This window comes from Natronorubrum amylolyticum, from assembly GCF_052040145.1.
Taxonomy (GTDB): domain Archaea; phylum Halobacteriota; class Halobacteria; order Halobacteriales; family Natrialbaceae; genus Natronorubrum.
In genome coordinates, this window is the sequence record NZ_JBPPFW010000001.1 from 1,026,721 (window position 1) to 1,051,589 (window position 24,869).

At 63.8% G+C, this 24,869-nt stretch carries 26 protein-coding genes and 1 pseudogene; 14 read left to right on the plus strand and 13 right to left on the minus strand.

Going from position 1 to position 24,869, the window contains the following annotated elements:
• Positions 1-80: 80 nt before the first annotated feature.
• The 8 genes and pseudogenes from ACSFDB_RS05235 to ACSFDB_RS05270 form a co-directional block, all read right to left on the minus strand.
• Positions 81-2,324 carry a type B DNA-directed DNA polymerase gene (locus ACSFDB_RS05235; protein ID WP_440769955.1) on the minus strand — a complete coding sequence of 748 codons (2,244 nt, stop codon included), beginning with the start codon at positions 2,322-2,324 and terminating at the stop codon, positions 81-83.
• Positions 2,321-2,677, minus strand: a complete 357-nt coding sequence (locus tag ACSFDB_RS05240; RefSeq protein WP_440769956.1) for a DUF8156 family protein — start codon at positions 2,675-2,677, stop codon at positions 2,321-2,323. The genes ACSFDB_RS05235 and ACSFDB_RS05240 overlap by 4 nt, the downstream gene beginning before the upstream one ends.
• The gene (locus ACSFDB_RS05245) at positions 2,677-3,411 is read right to left on the minus strand and encodes a hypothetical protein (protein WP_440769957.1); all 735 of its coding nucleotides are present in this window, start codon (positions 3,409-3,411) and stop codon (positions 2,677-2,679) included. Before ACSFDB_RS05245 ends, ACSFDB_RS05240 begins: the two co-directional genes overlap by 1 nt.
• 330 nt (positions 3,412-3,741) lie before the next feature.
• Complete coding sequence (locus ACSFDB_RS05250) at positions 3,742-4,764, minus strand: Cdc6/Cdc18 family protein (protein ID WP_440769958.1); 1,023 nt, start codon at positions 4,762-4,764, stop codon at positions 3,742-3,744.
• Between the two features lie 1,189 nt (positions 4,765-5,953).
• Positions 5,954-7,555, minus strand: a complete 1,602-nt coding sequence (locus ACSFDB_RS05255; RefSeq protein ID WP_440769959.1) for a transposase — start codon at positions 7,553-7,555, stop codon at positions 5,954-5,956.
• Positions 7,556-7,618: 63 nt separating this feature from the next.
• The gene (locus ACSFDB_RS05260; RefSeq protein WP_440769960.1) at positions 7,619-8,017 is read right to left on the minus strand and encodes a hypothetical protein; all 399 of its coding nucleotides are present in this window, start codon (positions 8,015-8,017) and stop codon (positions 7,619-7,621) included.
• Between the two features lie 525 nt (positions 8,018-8,542).
• Positions 8,543-9,156 (minus strand): annotated as a pseudogene (locus ACSFDB_RS21025) (hypothetical protein).
• Positions 9,146-9,472, minus strand: coding sequence for a DUF8065 family protein (locus ACSFDB_RS05270; protein WP_440769962.1), 327 nt, complete (start codon positions 9,470-9,472; stop codon positions 9,146-9,148). The pseudogene ACSFDB_RS21025 and the gene ACSFDB_RS05270 overlap by 11 nt, the downstream one beginning before the upstream one ends.
• Positions 9,473-9,881: 409 nt before the next feature.
• On the opposite strand from ACSFDB_RS05270, the gene ACSFDB_RS05275 reads away from it, so the two are divergent.
• The 12 genes from ACSFDB_RS05275 (at position 9,882) to ACSFDB_RS05330 (ending at position 17,918) form a co-directional block, all read left to right on the plus strand.
• The gene (locus ACSFDB_RS05275; RefSeq protein ID WP_440769963.1) at positions 9,882-10,736 is read left to right on the plus strand and encodes a GNAT family N-acetyltransferase; all 855 of its coding nucleotides are present in this window, start codon (positions 9,882-9,884) and stop codon (positions 10,734-10,736) included.
• 58 nt (positions 10,737-10,794) lie between these two features.
• Complete coding sequence (locus ACSFDB_RS05280; RefSeq protein ID WP_440769964.1) at positions 10,795-11,181, plus strand: DUF7971 family protein; 387 nt, start codon at positions 10,795-10,797, stop codon at positions 11,179-11,181.
• An 88-nt stretch (positions 11,182-11,269) separates the two neighbouring features.
• Positions 11,270-11,782: a hypothetical protein gene (locus ACSFDB_RS05285; protein WP_440770178.1), complete on the plus strand. Its 513-nt coding sequence runs from the start codon at positions 11,270-11,272 to the stop codon at positions 11,780-11,782.
• 77 nt (positions 11,783-11,859) lie between these two features.
• The gene (locus ACSFDB_RS05290) at positions 11,860-12,972 is read left to right on the plus strand and encodes a glycosyltransferase (protein WP_440769965.1); all 1,113 of its coding nucleotides are present in this window, start codon (positions 11,860-11,862) and stop codon (positions 12,970-12,972) included.
• A 93-nt stretch (positions 12,973-13,065) separates the two neighbouring features.
• Positions 13,066-13,416 carry a hypothetical protein gene (locus ACSFDB_RS05295; protein WP_440769966.1) on the plus strand — a complete coding sequence of 117 codons (351 nt, stop codon included), beginning with the start codon at positions 13,066-13,068 and terminating at the stop codon, positions 13,414-13,416.
• Between the two features lie 149 nt (positions 13,417-13,565).
• Positions 13,566-13,856, plus strand: a complete 291-nt coding sequence (locus tag ACSFDB_RS05300) for a ubiquitin-like small modifier protein 1 (protein WP_440769967.1) — start codon at positions 13,566-13,568, stop codon at positions 13,854-13,856.
• Positions 13,857-14,071: 215 nt separating this feature from the next.
• Positions 14,072-15,418: a carboxylate--amine ligase gene (locus ACSFDB_RS05305; RefSeq protein ID WP_440769968.1), complete on the plus strand. Its 1,347-nt coding sequence runs from the start codon at positions 14,072-14,074 to the stop codon at positions 15,416-15,418.
• A gap of 108 nt (positions 15,419-15,526) precedes the next feature.
• Entirely contained in the window at positions 15,527-16,303 is a 777-nt protein-coding gene (locus tag ACSFDB_RS05310; protein ID WP_440769969.1) for an AzlC family ABC transporter permease, read from the plus strand.
• Positions 16,296-16,610 carry an AzlD family protein gene (locus ACSFDB_RS05315; protein WP_440769970.1) on the plus strand — a complete coding sequence of 105 codons (315 nt, stop codon included), beginning with the start codon at positions 16,296-16,298 and terminating at the stop codon, positions 16,608-16,610. The genes ACSFDB_RS05310 and ACSFDB_RS05315 overlap by 8 nt, the downstream gene beginning before the upstream one ends.
• 84 nt (positions 16,611-16,694) lie before the next feature.
• Positions 16,695-16,997, plus strand: coding sequence for a MoaD-like domain-containing protein (locus ACSFDB_RS05320; RefSeq protein ID WP_440769971.1), 303 nt, complete (start codon positions 16,695-16,697; stop codon positions 16,995-16,997).
• Complete coding sequence (locus ACSFDB_RS05325) at positions 16,997-17,383, plus strand: DUF8048 family protein (protein ID WP_440769972.1); 387 nt, start codon at positions 16,997-16,999, stop codon at positions 17,381-17,383. The genes ACSFDB_RS05320 and ACSFDB_RS05325 overlap by 1 nt, the downstream gene beginning before the upstream one ends.
• An 82-nt stretch (positions 17,384-17,465) precedes the next feature.
• A complete protein-coding gene (locus ACSFDB_RS05330; RefSeq protein WP_440770179.1) occupies positions 17,466-17,918 on the plus strand; it encodes a pyridoxamine 5'-phosphate oxidase family protein in 453 nt (150 codons plus the stop codon).
• A 31-nt stretch (positions 17,919-17,949) separates the two neighbouring features.
• Here ACSFDB_RS05330 and ACSFDB_RS05335 read toward each other — a convergent pair whose 3' ends face one another.
• Both ACSFDB_RS05335 and ACSFDB_RS05340 read right to left on the minus strand, forming a co-directional pair.
• Entirely contained in the window at positions 17,950-18,099 is a 150-nt protein-coding gene (locus tag ACSFDB_RS05335) for a DUF7560 family zinc ribbon protein (protein WP_440769973.1), read from the minus strand.
• A 141-nt stretch (positions 18,100-18,240) separates the two neighbouring features.
• Complete coding sequence (locus tag ACSFDB_RS05340) at positions 18,241-18,903, minus strand: helix-turn-helix domain-containing protein (RefSeq protein WP_440769974.1); 663 nt, start codon at positions 18,901-18,903, stop codon at positions 18,241-18,243.
• Between the two features lie 193 nt (positions 18,904-19,096).
• Between ACSFDB_RS05340 and ACSFDB_RS05345 the strand changes: the two genes are divergently transcribed.
• The gene (locus tag ACSFDB_RS05345; RefSeq protein ID WP_440769975.1) at positions 19,097-19,483 is read left to right on the plus strand and encodes a helix-turn-helix domain-containing protein; all 387 of its coding nucleotides are present in this window, start codon (positions 19,097-19,099) and stop codon (positions 19,481-19,483) included.
• Positions 19,484-19,637: 154 nt separating this feature from the next.
• On the opposite strand, the gene ACSFDB_RS05350 is transcribed toward ACSFDB_RS05345, so the two are convergent.
• Positions 19,638-20,273 carry a metal-dependent hydrolase gene (locus tag ACSFDB_RS05350; RefSeq protein ID WP_440769976.1) on the minus strand — a complete coding sequence of 212 codons (636 nt, stop codon included), beginning with the start codon at positions 20,271-20,273 and terminating at the stop codon, positions 19,638-19,640.
• Positions 20,274-20,448: 175 nt separating this feature from the next.
• Here ACSFDB_RS05350 and ACSFDB_RS05355 point away from each other — a divergent pair, with 175 nt between their 5' ends.
• The gene (locus ACSFDB_RS05355) at positions 20,449-21,726 is read left to right on the plus strand and encodes a DUF2238 domain-containing protein (RefSeq protein WP_440769977.1); all 1,278 of its coding nucleotides are present in this window, start codon (positions 20,449-20,451) and stop codon (positions 21,724-21,726) included.
• Positions 21,727-21,735: 9 nt separating this feature from the next.
• Here ACSFDB_RS05355 and ACSFDB_RS05360 read toward each other — a convergent pair whose 3' ends face one another.
• Positions 21,736-22,569 (minus strand): hypothetical protein, encoded by an 834-nt coding sequence (locus tag ACSFDB_RS05360; protein WP_440769978.1) that lies wholly within the window; start codon positions 22,567-22,569, stop codon positions 21,736-21,738.
• Between the two features lie 147 nt (positions 22,570-22,716).
• Positions 22,717-24,639, minus strand: a complete 1,923-nt coding sequence (locus ACSFDB_RS05365; RefSeq protein WP_440769979.1) for an aldehyde ferredoxin oxidoreductase family protein — start codon at positions 24,637-24,639, stop codon at positions 22,717-22,719.
• Positions 24,640-24,869 lie beyond the last annotated feature (230 nt).

Sequence of the window (24,869 nt, forward strand, 5' to 3'; positions counted from 1 at the left end):
TCAAAGTCATCGATCCAGGATGGTCTCGAGCAGCGACGGCTGCAACGGAACCGATGGCCGGACCCACAGAGCCGTCTCGGTTAGTCGACGAAGGCGGACAGTTCCAGAAGCCGGCCGTCGCGTAGGGCGCGTCGAATCCGCGACCGGTCCCAGCCGAGCGGCGAGAGGACGCTCTCGCAGGCCCGGACGAGTTGGGTCGCATAGTAGTCGGTATCGTATTCGTCGCCCGCTTCGAAGGGGAGCCGAACCCGCTCGGGACCGCGGGCGTCGTCGTCCGCGACGACGTACCGGACCGACTGGCCGGGCTGGCGGTCGATTCCGCGGCGCTCGTATCGCTCGAGCGCCGCCACGGTCCGCGTCCGTTTTCGGTACGCCGGCAGCGGCTTCGACACCCGAGTCGTGATCTCGAGGGCGCTCGGATCGACGTCGCCGCGTCGAAGCGAGCCGAGCCGACGCTCGAGGACGTCACAGACGGCTTCCGGATCGCGCTCGCGGTCGAGCGTCTCGACGAACGCGCGCTGGCTCTCGGCGACGAACGCCGGGGTGCTCCGCTGGCGGAGCTCGATGCCGCGGAACTTGTACGCGCCGGCCTCTCGCTTGCCGAAGTACTTCGTAAGCGCCCCCGCCGATCCGGATTCGAACGCCTCGGTCCCCTCATTTTCCCCATCCGGAATCGAATCGCGCAGCGGGACGAAACAGACCCACTCGTAGCTGCCGTCGTGCTCGAGCGGGATTCCGACCTCCGCGGAGATTTCGTCGATGACGGCCTCGATCGGCTCCGGCTCGACACCCTCGCGCGGCGTCACCCAGAGACTGTCGACGATCCCGTGGACGATCCGCCAGCCCGCGTCCTCGAGTCGGCGTTTGGCCGTCAGCGCGACGTCGCGGGCGTAGGCGTTGATAGCCTCGTGGCACTCGATTCGACCGTACTTGGCGTTTCGATAGCCCTGGTAGCCGAAACAGGAGACGAGCACCCACTTGATCGCGCCCGATTCGGCCCGGAGACGGCTGGCCTCCGGTTCGGCGGGATCGTCGGCGAGTCGGTCCTTGATCGCCGCACGGTCCGAAAGCAGGGGCTCGAGGACGGCGGGGAGAAAGGCCGTGTCGTCGTCGACGGCGTCGGGGACGGCCTCGCAGACCTCGTATCCGAGCTCCGGCACGCGGTGGCTGTCGTGGACGAAATCGCCCGCGTCGTGGGCGCAGTCGACCGTCTCCGGGCTGATTCCGTGCTCGCAGATGATTCGCGGGTAGAGCGACGCGAAGTCGATTTCGCGGACGTCCTCGTGGAAGCCGACTTCGGGTTCGAACGCAAAGCCCCCGCGATCTGCCGTATGCAACGTCTGCACGTCCGAGAACCGTTCGGGCTCCCACTTGTTCTGGGGCGCGAGGACAGCCCACTCGCCGCGAGCGAGCCGAATCTGGCGCGAGGTCAACAGCGTGCCGATACTCCCCCAGGCGGCCTCCTGCAGGGGACGGCCCGTTTGCTCGACCATATACTCGAGCCCCGCCAGTCCCGACTGGTTCCAGAGGAAGCTGTTCGAGGCGTCGACGATCGCCCGGCCCGGAATCCGATACCGCGCCGGCGAGTGACCGACCCGGCCGTAGCTCTCGTAGGTGTTCTCGCCCGCCAACTGCGTCCACCCCGGCGCTCGGCCGAGGTGGAAGGCGTCGTCCCCGAACCCCAGTTTCGTCGCACGTTCGGAAAGCAACGGAATCAGCTCGCCGTGGCTGACGACGAGCACGTCCGGGTCCTCGCGCTCGAGGCGGTCTCGGAGCGTCTCGAGTACCGATCGCGGATCATCGCCGTCCGTACCAGCGGCCGGCTCACCCTCGATTCGGAGCCCGGAAACGTCACCGTCGGCCAGCTCGTGATCCTCGAGTTCGAGCCGGAGCGTCCGCAACTCCCGCGTCGGCGTGGGGTCGGTGCCGCGGTCGAGACAGTACCGAAAGCCGGGCTCGAGATCGACGTCGAACAGCCGGAACGTACCCGGTGCGTGGGTGCCCGACTCGTGGATGCCGCGGATCTCGCGGGCGAGTTGGCGAACGTCGTCGACGCGCTCGCAGTCGATCCGCAGCAACTCGCTTCGCTCGCCGACGTGGGCCTCGTGGAGGTCCGTCGCCCACCGCTCGAGTCGCGTCTCGACGGCCTTGGGATCGGACTCGAGGCGCACCCGAAGGTCCGCGAGCGCGTCGTCCGGTCCCGAGACGAACAGCGAGGGCGTGTAGTCCTCGACGAACGTCGGCTCGGCACCTGAATCGGTCAGTCTCCACTCCCGGACGGTGCCGTCTTCGAACTCGAACGCGTACGGATCCGGTCGGCTCATTCGGAGTCGTCACCCCCGTCCGCCGTCCGTCCGTCTCTCCCCTCGGGTGCTGTCCGATCGTCTCTCGCCTCGGGTGCTGCCCGGTCGTCGCGCTGCTCGCGTTCCTCGAGTTCCTCGAGTTCGGCCCGAAGCCGCCGCAACTCGACCTCGTGGGCCAACGCCAGCGACAGCAACAGCGCCCGCTCGGGATCCGTCGGGTTCGCGTAGCCCGCCGCATCCGCGAACGTGCGGCCCCGGTCGAACAGCCGATCGAAGTCGGCCTGGTACTCCCGACGGAGCGCGCGACGCATCGGTTTCCACTCGGACTCGAGTCCCCGAAGCGCGTCGCGGTAGGTCGGATTCGTTCGGCCCATCAGGGCGTCACCTCGAGGATCCCACGGTCGTGGGCCTCGACGACCGACTGTCCCTCCGCGACGGCGCCGTAGAGATCGACCCAGTAGGGGATCGTCGTCTGCCAGTGGGTTCCGTGCCAGTAGCCCGCCGTGTCGTCGATTGCGGTTCCCATTTCGCCGTCGTCGTCCGTCGGTTCCTCGCCCGAGCGCACGAGTCGAATCCCCTCACGCGTGCGAACGCACTCGAGAGTCGTTGCTGCGTACGCCGAAATCGTCGCTGCACGGTCGTCATCGGCGCTCGTCGCTACTACCGGGCAGTCGAGCACGCGGCCCAGTTCGGCGAGCGTCTCGAGGGCGGCCGCGAGCAGGTCGTCGCGCTCCCAGTCGGGCAGGTCGGCGTCGTGATAGAGACTGGCGACGTTCGGCGCGACGATCAGCTCCGTCTCCGGCCCCGCTCGACGGGTAACCCGCCGAACCAGCGAGTGGTGCTGGTAGGCCGTAAACGCCCGAGCGATCCGCAAGGACTCGAGCGTTCGGTCGCTCGGGACGCAGTCGTAGAGCACCTGCGTCGCGGCCGTGTTCCGAGCGTCGATCCAGTACGCCGTGGCGTTCGTCTCGGCGTTGCGCTCGGTCGCGGCTTCGGTCAGTCGAGCGCCGACGAGTCGGTGGAGGATCGTCGATCTGGCTGACGGCACCTCGAGCAGCGTTAGTCCCGGCTCGAACTCGAGTCCGAACGCGGACGTGTGAGTGTCCATGGATGGAGACTCGAGCGAGAGGCGGATAAGCGACGGAGCACCGTTTCCGTAATTCCGAAAGCGAGTAGGAATCGGTTAGCCGGTCCGAGCGTACCGTTTCGAGCGGTGTAACGTCAATCGGAGACGATTCCGATTTCCGAAACGGTTGTCGGTTCGGCGACGCTGTGTTGTTTTCGTCACTATACTCTTTACCGGTAGCGTGGGTGAGAGGAGTGCCTGCGGAGCGTCGGTCGAAGCCCAACCACCACCATACACTTCGTGGGCGCTGTTCGAGTACAGACCGGGTTCCGTGAGAACCAACACGCTACTGAACGCAGTCGTCGAGAGTTCTCACTCGCGGTCGACCGCGTCATCGTCAATGATCCGGTAGGTCCGTCCGCGGCGTTCGCCGACCGCCTCGATCAGGTCGTAGTGGACCATCTTCGTCAGGTAATTCCGTAGCGTCCGGTTCGTCTTCGGGTCGTCGACCCGCCGCTCGTACTCGTCGTAGAGGTCGCCGGGTTCGATCTCGCCGACCTCCGCGACGATATCGTACAGCACCCGCTGGTGTTCGATCAACCCCTCGACGGTCTTTCGCCGGATCGCCGTCCGCGCGTCCGGAATCGCCGACTCGAGTACGTCGTCGGTCACGCGCTCGCGGCCCTGCTGGGCCGCTCGCCGGGCGGCCGACCGCAGGATCCCGATCCCGACCCTGGCGTCCCCCGACGCGGCGTCGGCGATCGTCCCCAACTGCTCGTCGCTCACGCATCCCGGCTCGAGCGCTTTGTCCGCGCGTTCCGCGAGAATAGCCGCGAGTTCGTCGGTGCCGTAGCGATCGAACCGAACGCGGGTCCCGGCACGGAGCCGCGACCGAACCCGATCGTCGAAGCTCGCGAACAGCTCCTCCTCGCGGTTGGCGATCAACACGAGCGAGACGTGTCCCAGCCGGTGGAGATCGTACAGCGCCGCGGTCTCCTCCAACTGGTCGACCTCGTCCAGAATAACGACGACCGGGCGGTCGTCAGTCTCGCGCAGTCGGCCGAACAGTTCGTCCTTCGGCGTCGATCGATGGATGTCGAACGTTCGCCCGACGGCCTCGAGAACGCTGTAGAGGACCCGAAACCGGGTGTACTCCTGCCAGCAGTTGACGTAGGCGACCTCGACCCCGGGCTCCTGTTCGCGGAGCTGGGCGAGCGTGTAGCGGGCGATGCAGGTCTTTCCGACGCCCGTCGGTCCGAAGCAGAAGGCCGGGTCAGCTCGCCGGCCGTACAGCAGCGGCTCGAGGGATTCCGAGAGGAGGTTCACCTCGTCGTGGCGGTGGACCACTTCGCTGGGCACGAAATCCTCGCGCAGGACCCGGTCGTCGACGATCACAGCCGCTCTGTTCGCCGTCGACCGTTGTAAACGGTGGCGTCCCGCTTCCGAAAGTTCCGAAAGTAATTCTGTATCGCGATATGAGATTTATCATCCGGTATTCGGCCCGATTCGGATCGAAGTTCGACCCGAGACCGCTGGGTTTCGCAAGGCGATCGAACTGGCGTTCGGCGAACGCAGCCTCGAGGACGCTGTTCGTAGCGGGGTTGGGAGAACGGAGACGCGACGATGGGGCTCCGTCGACATCGGTGGGGAGGCTCGCGAGCGACGACTCCGCGACCGAACCCGGATGAGAGAGATTTCTCGAGTCGGAACCGACGGGAGCCGGCGCTCGCGAATCCATCACAGCGATCAGTACCGGTACCCCGACCGAGCCGAAACTCCCGCGCCGAAAATGGAGCATCGTGTCGCCCTGATTCGAGTCGTCTGCCTTGATAGGCGACAGCGGAGTGCCCAACACACCCCTCGAACCCCCGGAGCCGAGGCGTTCGAACGGGTATCGAGAAGCGTCGAGATCCGAGACCGGCTACCGATTTCGACCAGCTGCTTGGGTTCGAGTCCACGACTCACGCGCGTATGAAACATGTAACGGTGAATACCCCATTGGGTTAGCACGAGTTCTACCGGCGGACGACCACCGGGTCGCTCGAGTCTCGATCCGGCTCCGAGAAGACGAATAGAGCTGTGACTCTCGCAAACAGCAAGGGCCGTTCCGGCTTCCGGAGTCGTTCGAGTGCTTCGAGCATTTTGCGGGTTGGAGGGGGCGACCGAGCGCAACTCGCGGGGCAAGTCGATTGACCGGCGGCCGATTCCGAGACGTTCGTCCGGCTGCAGTCGTGTGTACTCCACTCGAGATGGCTCGCCGTCCTCTCGCGAGTTACACCACGATTGGAGGGCCGGGGCGACTGATACGACCGAACTCGAGGGAGCGTTCTTCGTGAACGAGGGTACCAACCCACCTTATAAATTGGATAGTGCTATACTAAATGTGGCGTGCTGACGATCAGCAATTTCACGAGACAGAGAGAAAAACGTCCAATACAGCATTTTCTAACATCATTTATTGGGTGAAATTATATCTGATAGAATCTCGCCACTACCAGTCGGTAGTGCAGAGAAGAAAACCCGGAAAACAGGGACTACACAGCAGTGTCGCCACTCACGAGCGGGAAACCCGGAAACGAAAACGTCAGTCAGGGGGATCTAACCCGACGTAATCCTTCGCAATCGTCAGGAATAGATCTGCCGTCACGAGTGGTTCATATCGGAACTCGGACTCAGCCCGTAGCTCCAACTTCACCAGTAGATCGGTGAGTCGCCAAACATTGTACATCGTACACGCGTACAGGAAGTTGAAGAACCGGTACTCGTGGTCCATCGACGTGGTACGGACACGGAAGCTCTTGATCTGCTTGAATCCGTTCTCAATCCCCCATCGATGCTTGTACTTCCTGATCACCCGCGCCACCATGTGTACCTTCTCCATCTCGGACATCTCGTCACTGTCCTCACCAGCACCACCCGGGAGTTCGAGATCAGGGTGATTCGTCTCAAACAACATATACAGCTCCTTGTCTTCCTCACTTCCCGGCAGTTCTTGTTCGTCTTCCTCTTCACGAACCTCTTCAATCACGTCACCGAACATCTGTCCAACATCTTCTGTATCCGCATCAGTCGCTTCTGCGAAATCACGGAGTAACTCCTGACGAAGCACATCCTCTCCATCTGACTCCTCATCCGCTTCGTCGCTCTCGTCATCCTCTATTCCATCATTCGTCCGCTCAGCATTCATTGCTGGCACATACACACGCTTCCGTTCAACCTCATCATCGTCATCTTCGTCAGTTGTCTCGTCAGCTGTGAAGTCACCAAGCGTTGTTCCCACGTCAGCGTCATCGGTACTGGCCTCATCACTCTCGATGTGGACGAGCTTCCCTTGGCGGCGAAGACGCGTACACGTCGCCCGCTCACTCGTCCGCATAATGCCCGGATTCAAATACCACACACCGTGATCCTCACAAACCTCTTTCACCGGATCGTGGGCAAACTCCCGATCCATCATCAGCAACTCGACATCTACCATGTCTGTCGCAGTCTCCAAGAGCTGGTCAACGATAGCGACACGTGAAAGCCCACGATGCACGGGAATCGCATCCAATACGAGTGGAATATCTAATCCGACAATTTGGATGCTCGCCCACTGAAAGTAGAACTCCGCAGACTCGTCTTCACCATCGTTCTTGTACCCGAGCAACCACGTGTTCGTCACGTTCCCGTCCTCGTCAGACTCGATTTTCCGCTTCGTTCGGTACGGGTTCGACTTCGTGATGTCAATGCTCACGAGGACACCGTCAACGAGTTCCGAGTCACGTCGAGCCCGCTCGAACAACTCACGTGTCGTGTCACGATGCATTTTCCGAGCGGCATCCGGCCCGATCTTCTGTAAATGGTGGCGGTGAGTACTGCCCGTCTGAACGCGATCACGCGTTGTCTCTGCCGCGAAATTCCACGTACCGTTCTCCGCGTACATCTCTTCGCGTGAATCTATGAACGCGTGCACTTCGAGGAATGCGTTGTCGTGAACCTCTGTGTTCTTGCCACGCGGGAGCTCATAGTTCTCCGTCACCATCGGCTTGGCTTGCTGCCATATTTCCCGTGTTTTCGCAATCGTCCGGTCTCGAACTGTTGAATCATCCTGTTCGACACCGTCAGGTGTATCAACGCTCGGATCAGGGTGGAAGACCTCGTCCGGCGCGGGCACGTCGTGTTCGCGTGCGACATCAACCAGCACCTGCCCGATAGTCCGCACGACCTGTTTGTGTTCGTTTGAGAGACGATCTTCATTCCATACTCGTCAGAGCGTGGTTTTCGATGCGATCCCATCCTCGAACCCGAGTTCAGCAACCAGCTCAGGGTTATCATCAAGATAGTCGTGAAGGGCAGTCTCGCCGCTCCATCCTTTGACGATACGGAGCAGATGTGCTTTCAGCAGCGATGCTGGTGGCTGTTTGAAATGCCAGTCAGCCACGTCATACCCGAATTTCGATGGGACGAGCTCGACGAAACAGATCGCTTCTTCTACGTCGTTGTGGTCTGGGTGTGCGAACCATTCTTCGATGAATGCGGCGGCATCCCACGCGAGCGGCCATGGATCTTCGTTGACCGTGTCGTGGGCTTCCGAGTATGGCCACTCCCGGTGAGACTCATGTAAGGAGTCAAGGACCGTTTGTTTCGTGTTGGGAGTGGCCGTCATAGATTGGTAGGCGGTTGTACTTCGAATCGAAGTGTAAGGTTCGGGGTGTTGTTTCCGGAAACCTGTCTTATCCTACGCTATAGGTGGTTAAACGCGGTTCCCGTACAGGACAATTCGATTTCCGAATTGTTCTAAATCAAACTCTATTTTGGAGCGAAGCGGGGTTCAGAGTAGAAGAAAGTTTGACTACGGATGCCAACAGGGTATAGCGTGTAAGACATGGCAGACACGCTTAGGGAGTTCTTTGAGCTGCGTGCTGACCGGATTACCCATCCCATCATAAGTTTTATTATTGTTACTACTCCCTATCCGTAAGTATGAGTACACTTACTGATCGACGGTTCCTCGTATTCTGTGCTATTTCTGCTTTTATTGGCGTTCCTGCTGCGGTTTGGCAATTTCCTAACGACGGGATACTGATGCTCATCGTTCCAATTGTCATATTAACCATCTTGATGTTTGCCGATGGATATGCCACTTCAACTTGAGTCCCCTGTACTGATTAGATTGGCACTATAGGCTAGATCATCTTGGTGGGAGGGCATCATCATATTCGCCGTCAAGGATTTCGGAACAATCAACGGGAATACTAGTCCACGCGTTCTTCACAACCTCGTACCCAGTCCACCCTTCCGTCCGAATCATCCCCACGGTTGCCTCGCAGAATTCAGGCTTTTCGATGAGGTCGTTGTCAAGCAGGATATAAAGGATATATGGTGGTCCCACAACGTCAATGTCGTACCCGTTGTCCTCGATGAGACGCCGAATAGACCGTCTCGCAGCTGAGTCAAGAATCGATACGATCTGATACGACGAACCGTGTTCAGAAAGTTCCTGCTTGAGCGATTGCTCGCCTGCATCTGGTCCATGAGGCGGGGAACGACAGTTACGCACGACCACGGCGACGAATCCTCGTCTAGATGTTCAAGAACACGTTGGCTCCCTCGTTTCAAGTAGTGCTCACGGCTGCCCTTAGGCGGGTATTTGTTCGAGTTGATGTGGTTTTGAAGTTCGTGCTTGCAGACGTTTGTCGTTGTAAGGTGGATCGCGTCTTTCAGTCGTTCCCACTGAGTGGTGTTCGCAACCGCGATCAAGGAACTCGTATCAGCCAGTATCGGATAGCGAGCCTCAGTCGCCATCGCTGCCCGTCAAGAATTCGGACGTGTCTCGTTCCAAAGCCGCCTCGAACGACTCTTTCTCCTCTTCCATCCTATCGAGTTTCTCACCGAGAAGGACACGGGCCACGTCCTCACCGATCTCACCACGACTGTATCGTTCGTACACCGCAATCTTGTCTTGTTCATCTAATGACTGTCGGAGCATTTCGACTAGGCCGACGCGGGCGAGTTCGCTCACGTTGACGCCACCGATGTGGATCTCATCGAGGAGCTCCGCTGCCTCTTTTTCGGCTCCGGCACGGAACTGAATCGTCTTGTCGTAGCTTGATCCGCTCATACATTGACGTTCGACGTGGAGAGGCATGTGTTATGACGCGTACTTACTTGTCATTACAAGTAGCCAAGAACGTAGCACTACCAGACAGGTCACCCTCTCTCAAAGGGTGCGATATGAGTTAGGAACCGTGAAGAACCAGTATGATCTAATGAAATGAGCGAAAGCTAGTGAACTCGTCTGGCGTGAGCGGCCACGACGGTCAGTGCAGAGAAGGCCACTACTGTGGCTGTCTCGTCGGAAATCGAGCGCGGCGCGCGATACGACGCCGTGCGCGTGAGTCTGGTCGGCCGTTCGGCAGGCGAGACGGCCGGTCGACGGACGCGACGAGCCCGGCTTTCGAGTCGGTCACCGACCGCTGCCGGACGATACAGGCACCATACTAATACGGTCGCTCGGCGGTCATCACCGTATGAGCGTCCACCCGACGTTTTCGTTCGACGACGAGATCCAGCGAACCGTCTACGAGTACGTCGAGCGAAACGGTGCCGTCGACCCCAACGAGCTAGCCCGATCGATTCGCGTCGATTCGGGAACCACGCACTCCAAGCCAGCCCGATCCGGAACGTACACGGAATCCGTCTGTCCCCCGACGGCGGACCTCGAGGCCTGTCTCGAGTCGCTGAAAGATCGGGGCTACCTGACCGAGTCGAACGGGAAGGTCCGCGTCGACTTCTCGGCGACGCCGACCGAATTCGAGTGCGAGGCCGGAACCGTGACCCTCAGACTGGCCCGGGAGGAAGACCGCGCCGGCATCGTCGAAACGATGCGCGAGGTCGCCGACGGTGGAACGTACATCGTCGCCGAAAACGTCGCGACGCAACTCGAGCGCGAGTCCGCCCTCGTCCGCGCGAACGAGGAACGGTCGCGGGTGTTCTTCGTCGCGGTCCTCGAACCCGATCGCGACGGCGACGAGTCCGACGGCGGCGACGAATCGGCGACCGACGCCAGGGACGAGTCGCAGGTGATCGGTTGGCTCCACGTCGACGCCCACGAACTGCCCTCGCTGCGTCACACCGCCGAACTGACCGTCGGCGTCGACCCCGAGTTCCGCCGCGCGGGCGTCGGCACGAATCTTCTCGACTACGGCCTCGAGTGGGCCGGCGAAGCCGACTACCACAAGATCTACCAGAACATCCCCGCGACGAACGAGGCGGCGATCGAGTTCCTGGAGGACAACGGCTGGCAACGCGAGGGCGAACACGTCGACCAGTACCGAATCGACGGCGCCTACGTCGACGAAGTGATGCTGGCGACGTGGCCCTGACTCGTCGCCGAACTGGAGCGGGCCGTAGTTTCTTGCCAGCCCGTTGTGTACGTCCGGTATGGACGAACTCTCACTCGGCGTCCCGAAACCGGTACTGGAGCGACTCCCCAATGACGACGAGACCGCCGCCGCGGACATGCAGGAAGCGGTCGCCGGCTGGGAGCAGCGACTGAACCGCGCGATCGAAGACGCGGAAGACGATCGCGAGGCCGCGGCTCGCGTCCTCGAGGCGATCGATCGCTTCGAACAGCGCCACGAGACCTACGACGACCTCGTGCCGGAGCTGCGAGCGTGGGGCCAGTCGCCGATCTACGCGATCGCGTGGCGCACGCTCTACGCGGACGTGATCGCACAACTGCACGCACACGAGGAGCTCGGCGAGCACCTGGATCGGGAGCGAAACGCCCGTCTGGTCGAGGACGGAATCCGATTGCAGGATCTGTAGCGATCGACTTGGAGCGAGTGGAACGTTCCGGGAGCGGAAGCCACAATGGCTATGCCGTCGTACTCGAATACGAACTCCAGTGGCATCGATCGACGATTCACCGACTGACGACCGTGACGGCGGAGCCGACGTCGAGTGCGGGGCTGCGATAGACCTGACGACGCGCGTTCGCCGTCGCGTCCTGCCGACGCTCCACCGAATCAAGGAGCCCCTCGGTGGCTTCGCGCAGTGCGTCCAACATCCCGACGAGTACGTGGGGACGGTCCAGTACGGGCTCTCCGAGTTTCGTTCGGACCTCGAGGCGATGTCGTTCGCCCCGGAGCCGGTCGCCTCCCTGAAGGTCCACCGGGACGGCCGGCTCTCGGCGGGCAGTTGGGCCCGACGACCGTCGCCGCTTTCGACCTGGCAACTACACGTAGCCCTCTTCGTGGACGGTACCGACGCTGTCGACATCTTCGCTCACCGGGAGTACTCGTGGCTCCGCCACCCCTACAAACACTACACCGCCGAGGGCTGGGACACGACCGGCGGCGTCGACCGGATGCGATCGTTGCTCTCGAGACACGACGTCGCGTTTCGAATCGATCGGCCGGACCGGTGAGGTCGACAGCACAGTCGGGCGAGCAGACCTGTCGACGTTCGGAACAGATTTGATCGTGGCCGATGGATCGTCGATCAATGGTCGATACGGACGACGTCGCCGCGTTCACCGATCTCTACCTCCCGACGGTCAACGGGGTCACCTACACGATCGTGCTCTGGCGCGACCGATGGCAGCGCTACCGAGGCGGGACGATGAATATCGTCTTCGCCGAGATGGACGGCTACGAAGCCTGCGATGGCGAGTTCTCGCTTCCGAGCGTCGGCGCGCCGCTGTACCCGCGCTACCGGCTGGGGCTGCCGGCGATCCCCGACGGCCTCGAGACGCCCGACGTCGTCCACGTTCACACGCCCTTCACCGTCGGCGCGGCGGGCGTCCGGTTCGCCCGCAAGCGGGACGTTCCCGTCGTCGCCTCCTACCACACCCTGCTCGAGGATCGCGTCCACCAGCACGTTCCAGAGTCGCTCGTTCCGAGCTTCAAACGGACGTGCAGGGCGTACGAACAGGCCTTTTTCGAGCGCGTCGATCACGTCACCGCGCCGACCTCGTTCGCCCGCCGGCACCTCCTGGAGCACATCGGCGCGGACGTCGAGGCGACGGTCGTCTCGAACGGCATCGATACCGAGTTCTTCCGACCGGTCGATCCGGAACCGTTCCGAAATCGCTACGACCTTCCCGACGGCCCACTGCTCGGCTACACCGGCCGTCACGGTCCCGAAAAGAACCTCGAGGAGGCGATCGACGCCGTCGCCGGCACCGACTACGTGCTCGTCCTCGCGGGCGACGGTCCCGCGCGGGAATCGCTCGAGGCCCGCGCCGAGGCGGTCGACGCCGACGTTCGGTTCCTGGGCTTTCTCGAGCGCGAGGAGCTGCCCGACTTCTACTCGGCGCTCGACGCGTTCGTCTTCCCGAGCCCGGTCGAAACCCAGGGGCTGGTCGCGCTCGAGGCGACCGCCTGCGGGACGCCGGTCGTCGCGGTCGACGCGGGGGCGCTCGTCGATAGCGTCATCGAAGGCGAGACGGGCTACCGCTACGATTCCGGCGACCTCGAGGAGTTCCGCTGGGCGATCCGGCGGACGCTGGCCGAAGGCGACCGACTCGCGGATCTCTGTCGCAGACGGCGGCGCATGCTCTCGGTCGACCACTCGCTCGAACAGTTGGGACGGATCTACGACGACCTCGAGCGGTAACCGTCGCGTTCGTCGGGGACGAGTCGCCGGATCCGAGCGGCAGCGTGTGCGTACAGACCAAGCGTTCAAACCCTCGCGGTCGGTAGAGGGCGTATGGAGTTTGCAGTCTCGCGGACGGGAACGACGCTCGTGACCCTCCACGGTGGAAGCGACACGACCGCCTGCGCCGGAGCGACCGAGGAGCTCGCATCGACGCTCGAGGCGCTCGACGCCGACGGAACGATCGCGGACTGGACGGTCGACGACGCCGACGTCTACGAACACCCCACCGGTCCGTTCGACCCGTACACGGTCAGCGTCGAGTTTGCCGTCACCGTCGTCGTCGAGGCGGACGATAGCGACGCGGCGGCGGGGGTGGGTGCCGGTGCGATCGACGAGGCCCTCGAGCGCGGGGACGTCGACTCCGTCACGTACACGTCCTCGCCGGCGGCATCTCCCGCCTGATCTCCTCCGTCGTTCTGCCGACGGACCCGCGACGATTTCGTCGGTTTCGTCGATCTCGGTGGCCATCTCGCGCGCGAACCGGACAGTCGGCCCCGGACGGACGACCGGCTGGCACCCGGACTTATGGCGGGCGCACACGACCATCCGCTATGGAGATCGAACTGCGGTTTTTCGCCACCTTTCGGGAGGCCGTTGGACAGAAAGAGCGAGTGGAGCCGTTCGACGACGGCGCCTCGGTCGGCGACGTGCTGGCCAGCCTCGAATCGTCGTACGACGGGCTCGAGGGACAGCTACTCGAGGACGGCGACGACGGCGTCGAGATCAGACCGCAGCTGAGCGTGCTCAAAAACGGCCGCGACGTGACCCACATGGCGGGCGTCGAGACGGAACTCGAGGACGGCGACCGATTGTCGGTGTTTCCGCCGGTCGCCGGTGGTTGAGGGAAACCCGACTGGAAGCTCCCACCGGATGGAGACACCCTACGATGGCGTGTTCGCGCCCGCGCAGGCGAGGAAGCCGTGGCAACTGATTCCGCGAGCGCTCCGAACCGAATCGACGCAGCCGAGCGGACCGGTAACAAAATGGTATGTTTGCAGTTTCATGCCGATTCGATATGATGCGAGCCGATGAAGAATGGCATCAGTTCCTGAAATATATGTTCGAAATAGATGATCTCTATCCGAGTGACAGCGGCGGCACAGACGGATCGGTCGTCATCCCGGCCGTTTCCGTCCCGAGTACCGACGCCTGTCTCCGCTCGCTGTCCCGGCGCGATATCCACACGATCGTCGTCTCCGAGGATCCAACCGCGAAGTCGTTCTGCTCGAGACACTGCGACGAAGCCGTCCTGGTTCCCGACCCGACGAGAAACCTCGAAACGTACGCCGACGCGCTGCTCGCCCTCGCCCGACGCGACGACGTCCGGACGATCGTCCCGGTGCGCGAGCCGGATATCTACGTCCTCTCGACGTACCGGGAGGCGTTCGCCGAACACATCGCAACACCGTGGCCGACGCTCGAGACGTTGCGGCGCGTCCACGACCGAGTACGACTGGCGGAGGCTGCAGACGCAGCTGGCGTTCCAGTCCCCAGAACGCGGCCACTCGAGGACGTCGGGACGATCGAGACGCCGTCCGTCGTCAAATCCCGGTACAACCTCCTCGTCGACGAGTACATCGACTCGGTGCCGCCGGATCAGGTACGACAGAGCAAGACCGTCGAGCACCTCGAGGCGGGAACGACGCCGAACGTCGCGCAACTCCGGGAGACGTTCGGCCACGACCCCATCGTTCAGGAGTTCGTTCCGATCGAGGAGGAGTACATGGTTGGCGCGCTCTACGATCACGGCGAGCTGCTGGCGTCGGTCCAGCACAGACAGCTCCGGGGGGCGTCGTACACCGGCGGCGGCGGCGTCTACCGGGAGTCCGTCTACGACGACGACCTCCAGAAGGCCGCACAGGCGTTGCTCGAGGAACTCGAGTGGCACGGGCTCGCCTGCATCGAGTACATGCGCCACCCCGAGACGGGCGAGTTCTACCTGACCGAGATCAACCCGCGGATGTGGACCTCGCTTTCGGCGAACGTCCAGATGGGCGCGGACTTCCCCCGCTACTACTGGCAGCTGGCGACCGGTCGCGCCGACGAAATCGAAGCCGGCTACGACCTCGGTGTCGGCTGTCACTACCTGAAAGGCGAGCTGACCTACCTCCTCAGTCTCCTGCGCGAAGAGTCGAACCTCGTCGACCGACCGTCGCTCCCGAACACGATTCGAGAGATCGCTCGCTCCTGTTACGAACAGCCCAACTTCGACGTGCTGAGTCGCGACGATCCCTGGCCGTTCCTGCAGGACGCGCTCACCACGCTCGACAGGGGCGTACTCGAGGGACGGGGGCTGTCCGAGTTCGGCCGGCGAGCCAGCGGTACGGCGCGACCCGTCGACTGGCGTGAGGCCGCAGACGTCGCTGAGACTCGAAGCGGGCGGTCGCAGCCGGTCGAACAGTAGCCGGTCGGCCGGACCGGTCGAACTGGGACGTACCTGACGAGTGATAGCACCGACCGTTCCGATTCCGAGAACGCTTTACGCGCCGGCGGTCGCAGAGTGAGATACGCAATGGCGATGGATTCGGAGTCGAGCACGGACGCCCCTCGAGAGTCGAATCCATCCGTCGACGACGCGGGGCCGGAACGAACGCCGGATACCGACGAGGTCACGTTCGGCTGGGAGGGGATCCGCGCCGGCTTTCTCACCGGCATCCCGATCGCGATCGGCGTCGGCGGCTACGGTATCGCCTTCGGCGTCCTCGCCAATCAGGCCGGGCTGAGCGTCGCGGAAGCGGCCCTGATGAGCGCGACGGTGCTGGCCGGGGCCTCCCAGATCATCGCCGTCGAACTCTGGGCGGACCCGATTCCGATCGCCGCGATCGTCGCTACGACGTTCGCGGTCAACCTCCGGTACTCACTGATGGGCGCGGCGCTCCAGCCCTGGTTTCGTCACCTCTCGCCGACCCAGATCTATGGGAGTCTCGTGATGATGGCCGACGAGAACTGGGCGCTGACGATGCGCGATCTCAAATCGGGCAGCGGCCGCGGCGCGTTCCTGCTCGGAAGCGGGATCGTGCTCTGGTTTTTTTGGGTCGGTTCGACGATTCTGGGCGTCCTCGCCGGTGAATCCGTCGGCGACCCGGACCAGTACGGCTTCGACTTCATCCTCGCCGCGGTGTTCGTCGCCCTCGCGGCCGAACTGTGGGAGGGACGGTCGACGCTGGTACCGTGGCTCGTCGCACTCGGAACGAGCGTCGTCGCCGCGAACGTGCTCCCGGGCCGGTGGTACATCCTGATCGGCGGACTGGCCGCCGCTGCAGTCGAGGTGATGCGACACGATGGGTGAGGTACTGTCGCTCGACCCGCTCGTCGTCGGGGTTATTCTCGCGATGACCGTCGTCACGGTGGTCGCGAAAGTCGGTGGCATCTGGCTCGTCCGTCGATTCGACGTGAGCGAGCGAGTCGAGGCCGGACTCGATATCCTGCCGGGTGCGATCGTGATCGCCGTCCTGGGCCCGGAGCTCGCGGCCGGCGGTCCCGCCGAGTGGGCCGCCGCGGGGGTCGTCCTCGCCGTGATGTGGCGAACCGAGAACATCCTGCTGGCACTGTGTGCGGGCGTCCTCGCCGTGGTGGCGTTCAGGGCGGTCGTCTGAATGCGCGCGACCGCTCGTCGTCCCGCGTCTCGCCGAGTGTCGCCGCCGGGTCGGATTTATCTGGATCGCTCTCGAAAGACGGCTATGGGAACGCAGGTCGAACGATCTTTTCGCGGCATCTCCGAACGGCTCGCCGTTCGGTATCTGACGAATTTGGGCGGCGAGCAAGTCGCCGACGATACCGTCGCGGGCGACGACTGGACGGCGACGCTCTCCTCGGAAACGGTCGGCATCGGCCCGTCGTTGACGCTCACCGAAGTGACGGTCGTCTTCGAGGGGCCGGAGAACCGGAGCGATGGTAACAGCGAGAGCGACGGAGCCAAAGCGGATCCCCTCGAGCCGCTGATCGAGGAGTTCGCCCAGAAGGCGATGCGAGCGGGGGGCTGATGCCCGGCGACCCGATCGAGGGACAGGTGCTCGTACTGACGGCCGCGAAGGCGAGCGTGCCGCCGGAGCGACTGCCGACGCTCGTCCATCAGGCACAGGCGCTGCTGGGGCCGGCCCTCGAGCGGTACCGTCGCGAGTACGAACGCTGCTACGCCGACGAGGAGCTCGAGGTGTTTCTGGTGGAGTGGGGCCACTGGGAGGAACTGGCCACCGATCTCGACCTGAGCGAACGCGAGCGGTCGGCGGTCCGCCGCGCACACGAGGAACAACTGCTGCGGATCGGCCGTCGAACCGACCGCGAGGGCGCGTTCGAGACGGCACTCGAGATCAGAGAGCCGGTCTGTATCGGAACGGGCGACGTTCGCGACGGTCGGGTAGAAAACTAATCACGGACGAGAGGGCGAGCGCGGTTCGACGACGATGGCAACTATAAAGACCGTGTTCCTCCTTGCTCGAGACACTGAGACGATGGCTATCGATCAGGAGACCGAAATGAGCGACGCGGAGATCGACGACTTCCTCGGTCAGCACGAGACGGGGGTGCTCTCGCTCGCGCGCACCGACGATCCGTACGCGATCCCGATTTCGTACGGGTACGACGAGGACGAGCGCGAGTTCTATATGCGGCTGGTGTCGACGCCGGAGAGCGAGAAACGCGAGTTTCTCGAGTCCTCGCCGGGGGCACGACTCGTCGTCTACGACGAGGTAGCGTCGACCTACCGGAGCGTCATCGCCACGGGGAGCTTAGAGAACATCCCGCCGGCGGAGCTGACGCCCGAACAGATCGCCCAGTACGGCGACGCGAAGCGTCCGCTGTTCGAAATCTGGGCACAGGGGAAGAAAGACCTCGATATCGAACTCTACCGACTCGAGCCGGAGTCGCTCAGCGGGCGGCGGACCGACGTCGATCGCGAGGAGTAGGTGAGATCCGTAGCCATCGGGGGTCGACCGGTCAGTTCGACTGTTGTTCGGGGGCGAAATCCGCGGCCGCGACGTCGCTCCCACAGACCGGACAGCCGTGTTCTAACGTGGCCTCGCGCATCTCCTCGTTGACCTCGATCGCTTGGCCGCAGTCGGGACAGGTAAATTCGTATCTGCTCATGTAGGGGTCAGTAGTCGTCTGAGACGTGCGTTGTCTACGTTCATAGCTGTGCGTCCACTATATATAGGGTTGCGGTTCACCGCCGAATTGCAGTAGGTTCCGAAGGATTCTTGATCGATGCGGACGCCGGCAGATCGGCGTTCAGTCATCGTACTCGAGGATCGCGTCGAGGAGTTTCGTCTGTGCGGCCGCGAGGTGTTCGGTGAACGTCGTGCTCGTGATCTCGAGCGCCTCGGCGACCTCGCCGGCGTTGGCCCGTTTGGGGTGTTCGAAGTAGCCCATTCGGTGGGCCGTCTCGAGGACCTCTAACTGCCGCGCGGTCAGCGTGCTCCGGTCGACGAAGACGAGGTTCGTCTCGGCGTGGTCCTGCTGGGACTGGAGCAGTCGCTGGACGTCGAGGTTCGAAAACTGCGCCTTGAGGTCGCCGATGATCGCCTGCAGCCCCTCCATATCCGGCGCGTGGAAGGTGAGGAAGAGTGCGGATCCACGCGTTCGGACGTCGACGACGGGCGAGTCGTGGCGCTCGATCCACTCGCAGGGACAACCGCGACCGAGCTCGCGAGTGAATCGGTACACCTCGCTCGTGCCGTAGGAGAAGATCGACGTCAGCTCGACGTCGGTGTCGAACGCGTCGGGGTACTCCTCGGCCTCGAGCATGAACTCCTCGGAGACGCGTTCCGGCGCGTCCGGGTTGGTGCTCTTCGAGACGGACTGAACGTTGCCGCTCGCCGCCCCGGCGGCCTGCGTGACGACGCAGCCGGCCGGATCGTCGATCTTGATCTCCGCGCGAATCCCCGAGGGCATCGAGTGCAGATGTGGCTGGAAGCCTCCTAAACCCTGCGTCCGTGCCCGTTCGTTGGGAACCCACCATTCGACCCCCGAGCGAACGGACTCGAGACCGACTCGAGCGTCCGATTTTCGCCACCCCATATAAAGCACCCTGTATTTAGTGGGACTCAATTGGAGGTGGACCGGTCGGTAGTACGAACTGAAGACAATGTCCGCTACGAACCCCACCACGAAGCGAGGATGGCCAGCAACCGACGACGCGGTCGACGCCGGCGCGGTACTCGGCGCGCTGGACGACGACGCCTGCCGAGCCATCCTCGAGGCGACGGACGACGAGTCGTTGACCGCAACTGAGCTCTCCGAGCAGTGCGAGATTCCGATGTCGACGGCCTACCGAAAGGTCGAGAAGCTGACCGAAGCCGACCTCGTCGAGGAGCGGGTTCGCATCAACACCTCCGGCAAGCACGCGACGGAGTACCGCAAGTGCTTCGACGACGTCCTCGTCTCGGTCGACGACGGCGACATCGCGATCGAGATGACGAAACCCGACGCCGATACCGACGCCAGCGCGCCGTTCGCCGTCGCCGACGACTGATCGTCTCGACGCATCCCCGCTCGCGGGTCGTAGCGGACGGCGAACCGGTTGTCAGTCCGATCCGCTCGAGCACCACTTCTGTTCGTTTTTCTTCGTCTCCAGTACGCCGCAACCGCTCGGTCTCGACAGTCGGCGGGAGAGCGACGGCGCCGCGTCAGTCGACGCGCCCGTCGTACTCCTCGTCGATCATCGCGAGAAACCGCTCCGGCGTGGCCGAGACGACGGCATCGGGAGCCCGGTCGAGGAGCCACTCTCCGGCGCTTGCGAGCGGTTTTCTGATCAGCGTGTAGCCGACCGACACCGCGAGCAACGCGGCCGCGACCGTCCGAATCGTGCCGTCGAAGACGACCAGTGCGGGGAGGGCCAGCACGGCCGCGAGCGCGAGGTCCTCCGGCGCGCCGTCGTAGCGGATCCAGCGTCGCGGCGCGAGCCAGCGGCCGTGATAGTGGCTGTAGACGGCCCGCTCGGAGGTGGCCAGCCAGGGTTTCGGCTCGAGGCCGCCGCCGGCCTGATCCGAAAGCGAGTGGAAGGCGGCGGCGAGGAGGAAGACGGCGAGGCCGACGGTGGCCGCCGTCGGAACGGCGAGGGCGACGACGCTCGCGGGCGCGGCGACGAGCCAGTAGTAGACCGGAAAGTGGAGCGTCCGTCGGTGGGCCCCAACGAGGTCGAGATCCGGGAAGACCCCGCCGAGGATCGCCGCGACCGCGACGACGACCGCGAACTGCGGCGCGACGAGGGCGACGAGGGCGGCGAGAACGAGTCCCGCGAAGGCGTGTGTCGTGGCCATCATGGGGACTCGAGTACGGGCGACGCGGGGATACGTTCGGCGGCAGCATACGACGGTCGGCTGGAGACCTCCGTGCGCCCGTCGACTCGCATCGCGGGGACACAAACGCCACGCGACGGGCGCTGCAAGCCCCGCGTTTTAGCGAGGGTCTGTCGTACGTGACGACGAACGATTTCTCGTGCCGACACGCGCATTTCACGGCCAGCGAACGAACGCCCTCCTCTCGTGGCTCGCCGTCGCCGTCGTGCTCGCCATCGGGGGCTGGGCGCTCCTCGAGGGACTCGTCCACGCGACGCTGTTCGCTGCGACCGTCGTGGCGATCGCTCTCGTCCCGGTGGCCGTGCTCGGGTCGAAACGCGCCGCGCTCCCCTGGGAGGTAACGGTCGCGGCGGTCGTGCCGCTGCTTGCGGCGACCGTCGCACCGGACCTCTGGACCCGGCAAATCATCCTGTACGCCGGCGCGGCCGCGCTCGCGCTGGCGCTCACGCTCGAGATCCACGGCCTGACCGAGGTGCAGTTCGAGCGGTGGCTCGCCGTCGCGTTCGTCACGATGCTCGCGGCCGCCATCGCGGCGACGTGGGCGACGCTCACCTGGGCGCAGGATCTCGTCGCGGGAACGAGCGTCATCGCGAGCAACACGGAGGTGATGTGGCTGCTGATCGCCGCGACCGGCGCGGGACTGTTCGCGGGGGTCTGCTTCGATCTCTACTATCGTGGGTTCCCCGGCGAGGAACTCGTGTCGGCGCCGGTCGACGGGATCGACGAGGAACGGTTCGCGATCCGATCGGATATCGACGGCTATCCCTCGCTCGAGGAGCGACTCCCGGTTTCCGCGACGGTTCAGTGGTGGTTCGTCCAGACGCTCCGGGTGGGACTGGCGGCGATGGTCGTCTACGGACTGGTCACGTTCGATACCGGGACGGTGACCAACGTGGCGACGATGCTCGCGATCACGTTCGTCCCGACGCTGCTGCGTCGACGGTACGGACTGCCGTTCGACGCCGGACTCGTGCTCTGGATCACGCTGGTCGTCTTCCTCCACGCCGCAGGCTCGTTCTACATCTACGAGCGCTCGTTCTGGTGGCACAACGTCACCCACCCGCTCTCGGCCACGCTCGTCGGCGCGGTGGGCTACGTCGTGATCCGATCGCTCGACGAACACCGCGAGGAGATCCACCTCCCGCCGGTGCTCGTTCCGAGTTTCGTCGTGCTCTTCGTGCTCTCGTTCGGCGTCTTCTGGGAGATCGGGGAGTTCGCCCAGGACATCGTCGCGGATTACGCCGGCGTCCAGATGCCCCTCGCCCAGCACGGGCTCGACGACACGATGACCGACATCGTCTTCAACACGATCGGCGCCATCATCGTCGCAGCGTGGGGGCTGCCGTACCTCACGGACCTCACCGACGCCGTGACGGATCGACTCGAGGGCTGGCGCGGGCTCGTGGACGAGCGCTAGCGCTGGCCGCTACGACGCGAGGGAGAGCCAGACCAGGGCGAGGCCGCCGCCGAGCAAGGAGAGTCCGAGTAGCGCCAGCGCGATCCCGTTTCGGACCTGCGATCGCGCGGCGGCCGACGCGTCGCCGATCGTGATCGCGTACCGACTCAAGCCGTCGGGCGCGCCGACGGAAACGTCCGTTTCCGATCCCCACTCGTCGGCTCCCGTCGCGGCCCGAGCGCCGTAGACGTGAACGGCGTCGCCCGGTTCGAGCCGGCGCTCTTGCATCCGAAGCCGGTGCTTGATATCGACGGACGCGGGTCGAGCCGACGACGCCTCGTCGTCACCGCTTTCGGCCGCGTCGGCTTCGTCCCGCAGCAACAGCCACCACCCCGGTCCGAGCACCGCCGCCAACGCGGGCGCGTGATCGAACGATCGCGGCTCGATCTCGTCGCACTCGGTCGCCACGGTTCGCCACTCGCCGAACCGGAGCGTCGCACCCTCGGGATCGACCGCGGCGCGTGCGGTGCCGAGATCGACGACGAACGGCCGTCGCGACTCGTCCGCGTCGACGGTCTCCCAGCGGCCTCCCCGTCCGGAATTGCCCTGATTCGCCCGAAACCGCTGTACGCGGACCGACCAGCACAGCGACGGCGTGTCCGAGAACGGGGCGTCGTCGAGACCGGCCTCGCTCGAGGCGCGGGCGGTTCCCTCGAATTCGACCGGTTCGGTCGCCTCGAGCAGCTCCCGCCCGTCGATCGGATCGTTCGCGACGATCAGGGCGACGTCTCGAAGGTCGGCCGCGCTTCGAACCGCCGCGTAGAGGCCGGCGGCCGCGAGCGCGACGCCGAGTACGAGGAGCATGACTTATCGAAATATGTGAGAAACGACAGGTAGCGATTTCGATCGGTTTCGCGAGCGGTCGCTCGAGATCGAGCAAGACGACGACAAAATCGGAGGCGACGCTACCATCGCGTCGATCGATGGGTCCTCGATCAGTGTTCGACCGCCTCAGTCGTCCGCCGGTGCCGCCGAGTCGCCCGCGGAGACGCCCGTTCCGGGACCGAGATCGATCTCGAGTTCCTCGAGTTTCTCGTCCGGCACGACGCCGTCGACCCAGCCGCGGTGGTCGTAGTACTCTTCTTTCATCTCCTCGAGTTCGCAGTACTCGCCCTCGCTGGCGCCCTGTCCGGGGATGCCGTCCTCGAGGAATCGCGCGGGCAGCGAGTCGTCGTCGCCGTCGAAGCCGACGAGGTTGTTGTAGTACCGTTCGAGGTTGTAGATCCGCTCGCCGGCCTCGAGCAGGTCCTCCTCGCCGACGTCCAGTCCGGTCATCCCGTTGTACTGGAGGACGTACTCCTCGATGCCCTCCGCGAAGGCGTTGAACTTGCAGATGTCGAACGAGTCGCTGATGGCGTGGAGGTCCTGGAAGGCGGCGGTGAGTTCGCCCTTGCCCTCGTACTCGTAGGGATCGACCTTCTCCGGAATGCCCAGGATTTCGGCGGCGGGGGTGTAGCCCCGCAGGTGGCAGGCCCCGCGGTTCGAGGTGGCGTAGCCGATGCCCATTCCCTTCATGCAGCGGGGGTCGTAAGCCGCGATGGTCTGGCCCTTGACCGCCAGCGAGTTCTCGTGGGCGTCTTTCGCCTCGGAGACGCGGCGCGGCCCTTCGGCCAGCAGATCCGCGAGGTCGTTCTCGCGGTGGGCGATCTGTTCGATCATGTCGATCATCGTTTCGGTGTCGCCCCAGTCGAGTTCGCCGACGCCCTCGAGTTTCCCCTCCTCGGTCATCTCCATCGCCATCGCCATCATGTTGCCCGCCTCGATGGTGTCGAGACCCATGTCGTTACAGCGGTCGAGCATGAGCGCGATGGCGTCGCGGTCGGTGTGCCCGGAGTTCGGTCCGAGCGCGTACGCCGACTCGTACTCGTAGGACTCCGTGCGGACGTTCATCTCCTCGCCCTTGTGCATCGCCGTCACTTCGACTTCCTTCTTGCAGGCGACGGGACAGGAGTGACAGGTCGGTTCGTCGACGAGGATATTCTCGCGGACGTTCTCCCCGGAGACGCGCTCGGCGTCGATGTCGGCACCCTCCGCATCACGCATGGCTTCGGTCGAGGTGTACCGACCGTTTTTCGTCGGCAGGCCGTCCATCTCCTCGCCGATGTTCATCAAGACGTTCGTCCCGTACATCGAGAGCCCGCCCTCGTTCGGCGCGGTGACGTCGGATTCCGTGATGGCCTGCATGGCCTGCTGGTGGCCCTGCTTGAACGTCTCCGGATCCGCAGGCTGGGGCATTCGAGTGGTGGATTTGACGACGATGGCCTTGAGGTTCTTCGAGCCCATCACACAGCCCGTGCCGCCGCGACCGGAGGCCCGGTCGTCCTCGTTCATGATACAGGCGTACTTGACGCCGTTCTCGCCGCCGGGGCCGATCCCCATAACGCTGAGGTTCTTCCCGTATGATCCGTCTACTTCCTCCTCGAGCGCGTCGCGGGTCTCGTGGAACCCCTCGCCCCAGAGGTGGGAGGCGTCTCGCAGTTCGATCTCGCCGTCCTCGACGACGGCGTACACCGGCTCGTCGGCTTCACCCTCGAAGAGGAGGCCGTCGAAGCCGGCCCACTTGAGCCGTGCGCCGGACCAGCCGCCGTGGTGACTGTCGGTGACAGTACCGGTCAGCGGCGACTTGGTACAGACCGCGATCCGGCCGCTCATCGTCACCTGCGTGCCCGACAGCGGCCCGTTCATAAAGGCGAGCAGGTTGTCGGGACCGAGCGGGTCGACGTCTACCCCTTGTTCGAAGACGTACTTTACGCCGAGCCCCCGTGCGCCGATATACTTCTTCGCGTCCTCCTCGTCGATCGATTCGTAGGCGACCTCCCCGTCCGAAAGATCCACACGGGCGACCCTATCTTGAAATCCGCCGAGTTCAGTCATGATAACTCCTCACCGTTCACTTCGACGCCTATGCTGTTAGTCGTTCTCACCCAAGCGTAACCAAAGTACATTACGTTCCGTATTCGATCCGATCACGGCTAGGTGAGAGAGTCAGTCAACACGTGCTGAATGAGTGGCTAACTGCTGGCTAGCAAATACTGCCAGATCGTAACTGCTGGTGGTCTCGAGTCGATGTTGAAATCCGAACGAAACTGGGGTCTCGAGACGGC

Bases quoted from the DNA above. Each gene is read 5' to 3' on its own strand.
- ACSFDB_RS05325 (WP_440769972.1), top strand. From the start codon at position 16,997: ATGCCCGGCGACCCGATCGAGGGACAGGTGCTCGTACTGACGGCCGCG.
- ACSFDB_RS05240 (WP_440769956.1), bottom strand. From the start codon at position 2,677: ATGGGCCGAACGAATCCGACCTACCGCGACGCGCTTCGGGGACTCGAG.
- ACSFDB_RS05320 (WP_440769971.1), top strand. From the start codon at position 16,695: ATGGGAACGCAGGTCGAACGATCTTTTCGCGGCATCTCCGAACGGCTC.
- ACSFDB_RS05330 (WP_440770179.1), top strand. From the start codon at position 17,466: ATGGCTATCGATCAGGAGACCGAAATGAGCGACGCGGAGATCGACGAC.
- ACSFDB_RS05280 (WP_440769964.1), top strand. From the start codon at position 10,795: ATGGACGAACTCTCACTCGGCGTCCCGAAACCGGTACTGGAGCGACTC.
- ACSFDB_RS05340 (WP_440769974.1), bottom strand. From the start codon at position 18,903: ATGCCCTCGGGGATTCGCGCGGAGATCAAGATCGACGATCCGGCCGGC.
- ACSFDB_RS05275 (WP_440769963.1), top strand. From the start codon at position 9,882: ATGAGCGTCCACCCGACGTTTTCGTTCGACGACGAGATCCAGCGAACC.
- ACSFDB_RS05335 (WP_440769973.1), bottom strand. From the start codon at position 18,099: ATGAGCAGATACGAATTTACCTGTCCCGACTGCGGCCAAGCGATCGAG.
- ACSFDB_RS05260 (WP_440769960.1), bottom strand. From the start codon at position 8,017: ATGACGGCCACTCCCAACACGAAACAAACGGTCCTTGACTCCTTACAT.
- ACSFDB_RS05290 (WP_440769965.1), top strand. From the start codon at position 11,860: ATGGTCGATACGGACGACGTCGCCGCGTTCACCGATCTCTACCTCCCG.
- ACSFDB_RS05295 (WP_440769966.1), top strand. From the start codon at position 13,066: ATGGAGTTTGCAGTCTCGCGGACGGGAACGACGCTCGTGACCCTCCAC.
- ACSFDB_RS05365 (WP_440769979.1), bottom strand. From the start codon at position 24,639: ATGACTGAACTCGGCGGATTTCAAGATAGGGTCGCCCGTGTGGATCTT.
- ACSFDB_RS05360 (WP_440769978.1), bottom strand. From the start codon at position 22,569: ATGCTCCTCGTACTCGGCGTCGCGCTCGCGGCCGCCGGCCTCTACGCG.
- ACSFDB_RS05350 (WP_440769976.1), bottom strand. From the start codon at position 20,273: ATGATGGCCACGACACACGCCTTCGCGGGACTCGTTCTCGCCGCCCTC.
- ACSFDB_RS05305 (WP_440769968.1), top strand. From the start codon at position 14,072: ATGTTCGAAATAGATGATCTCTATCCGAGTGACAGCGGCGGCACAGAC.
- ACSFDB_RS05270 (WP_440769962.1), bottom strand. From the start codon at position 9,472: ATGAGCGGATCAAGCTACGACAAGACGATTCAGTTCCGTGCCGGAGCC.
- ACSFDB_RS05345 (WP_440769975.1), top strand. From the start codon at position 19,097: ATGTCCGCTACGAACCCCACCACGAAGCGAGGATGGCCAGCAACCGAC.
- ACSFDB_RS05245 (WP_440769957.1), bottom strand. From the start codon at position 3,411: ATGGACACTCACACGTCCGCGTTCGGACTCGAGTTCGAGCCGGGACTA.
- ACSFDB_RS05315 (WP_440769970.1), top strand. From the start codon at position 16,296: ATGGGTGAGGTACTGTCGCTCGACCCGCTCGTCGTCGGGGTTATTCTC.
- ACSFDB_RS05300 (WP_440769967.1), top strand. From the start codon at position 13,566: ATGGAGATCGAACTGCGGTTTTTCGCCACCTTTCGGGAGGCCGTTGGA.
- ACSFDB_RS05235 (WP_440769955.1), bottom strand. From the start codon at position 2,324: ATGAGCCGACCGGATCCGTACGCGTTCGAGTTCGAAGACGGCACCGTC.
- ACSFDB_RS05310 (WP_440769969.1), top strand. From the start codon at position 15,527: ATGGCGATGGATTCGGAGTCGAGCACGGACGCCCCTCGAGAGTCGAAT.